This window comes from Halomonas sp. BC2 (assembly GCF_002078115.1).
Taxonomy (GTDB): Bacteria; Pseudomonadota; Gammaproteobacteria; order Pseudomonadales; family Halomonadaceae; genus Vreelandella; species Vreelandella stevensii.
This window is the reverse complement of the sequence record NZ_LFGT01000009.1, coordinates 1,288-3,039: the sequence shown is the minus strand read 5'-3', so window position 1 is coordinate 3,039 and position 1,752 is coordinate 1,288. Positions and strand designations below refer to the sequence as shown.

At 53.1% G+C, this 1,752-nt stretch carries 2 protein-coding genes; both read right to left on the bottom strand.

Annotated features, from left to right (window positions below; genetic code table 11):
* Window positions 1–49: 49 nt before the first annotated feature.
* On the bottom strand, window positions 50–790 hold the full coding sequence (locus B7L71_RS06510; RefSeq protein ID WP_081136789.1) for a phosphoribosyltransferase: 741 nt from the start codon (window positions 788–790) through the stop codon (window positions 50–52).
* A gap of 56 nt (window positions 791–846) precedes the next feature.
* The coding region (locus B7L71_RS06505; protein WP_139790071.1) for an MBL fold metallo-hydrolase at window positions 847–1,752 on the bottom strand (906 nt) is incomplete at its 5' end.

Below are 1,752 nucleotides of genomic sequence, written 5' to 3'. Positions count from 1 at the left end.
TTCCATATAGGTAACAGGCATCGGGAAATGATGAGCCGTTAGTCATTACTTAGCTGCCAGCCGCATATGGATAATTTTTTGATAATAAGCGCTTAACTGTCTCTTTTTCTGCCTTAATGCATCGATTTCGGATCTCGTCAGCGGTTCTGAAGCCGACGAGATAACTTGATTCGTTGGCGGTGAGGGCTGAGATGTGTATTCCGAAGATATTTTTGATTTCATCAGAGAAACGCTCCTCCAATAGCTGAGTATGTTTTTTTAAGGCTCGAAACTCCTTCGAACGACCTGCATTTACTAACAGAACCGTCCCAATAACGTATCCACCATTCATTAACAAATAATTAGCCAGCTCAGCTAACGTGCTACCCATACTAGTGACGTCATCTACTAATATATAACGACCACCATGCTGAACAGCTCCCTCGAATGAGGGTCTTGCAATGAGTCTTTCCATAGGGTCAGCCCCGGTATGAAACACTTTTTGCATTTGAACGATATCTGTTTCACTAACACCATCTAGCACCTCTGCGCACATCAGCGAGAGGATCAGAGGTAAAGCATTATCACCTGAAGCCTCTTGAGCGTAGGGCGATACAAAAATACTTCCTTCAGGAAATTCATTTTCAAGAGAGAACAGAAACTCAAGAGCCAAATCACCCACAAGTTGTAAAGCAGCTTCTGCATCTCCTGACTTGGCATCTCTATAGGCAGCATGCTGCTTTATATCTTCATCACTCGTGAAACAATGAAAATGCTTGGTTTCTTTTGGAAATGCATACACTCTATCCATTGCATTGTCTCAAAATGTGCAGCTGATCGATCTCCGTAACATACTTGGCCTGTTGATTAGCCATTATGAACCTTCACTTCTTTCCCTTTCCGAGCGTACATCGCTTCCAGCTCACGTTTGAGTGCGCTGCGGGCGGTTTGTTCGCCATGCACCAGGTGGAGGGTGCGGGGCCAGCGGCGCATGCGTTTGACGAAGTTGAGCAGGCCTTTCTGGTCGGCGTGGGCGGAGTAGCCGCTGATGGAGGTGACGCCTACTTTGATATCGTATCGCTGGTTGTCGATCTCGACCCAGCCGCCACGCGGGCCGTATTGCTGTATGGCGCGGCCTGGGGTGCCTGCGCCCTGGTAGCCGACGAACAGTACCTGGTGGCGTTCATCACCCAGCATGGCTTTGAGGTAGTTCATGATGCGCCCGCCTGCGCACATGCCGCTGGCGGCGATGACCACCGCTGGGCGGCCTGTGCTGGCCAGGTAGCTGACCGTTCGCTCGTGGGCTTCGTGGCTGTCTACGGTGTAGAGGTTGGCGAAGTTGAGCGGGTGGCGGCCACTGCGCAGGCGGCGTTGAGCTTCGTCGTCCCAGTAGGGTTTCAGCTCGCGGTATATCTGGGTGAAGCGGGCAGCAAGCGGCGAGTCGACGATGATTTCTAGCGCTTGCCACTGGCTTTTGGGTAAGCCGCGTTTGGCGTTGCGCTCGGCTTCATGAATGATGCCTTCCAGCTCGTAGAGCAGCTCTTGGGTTCGGCCAATGCTGAAGGCGGGCACCATGACCGTGCCGCCGTTGGTGAGCGCTTGCTCGATGGCCTGTTTCAGCGTGGCGCGGCGCTGGCGGCGGTCAGGGTGCTGGCGGTCGCCGTAGGTGCTTTCGAGTACCAATTGTTCGCAGCCGTAGGGCGATTGCGGCGCGGGCAGTAGCGGTGCGTAGGGAGCGCCTAGATCGCCGCTGAAGATGACCCGTTCCTTTTC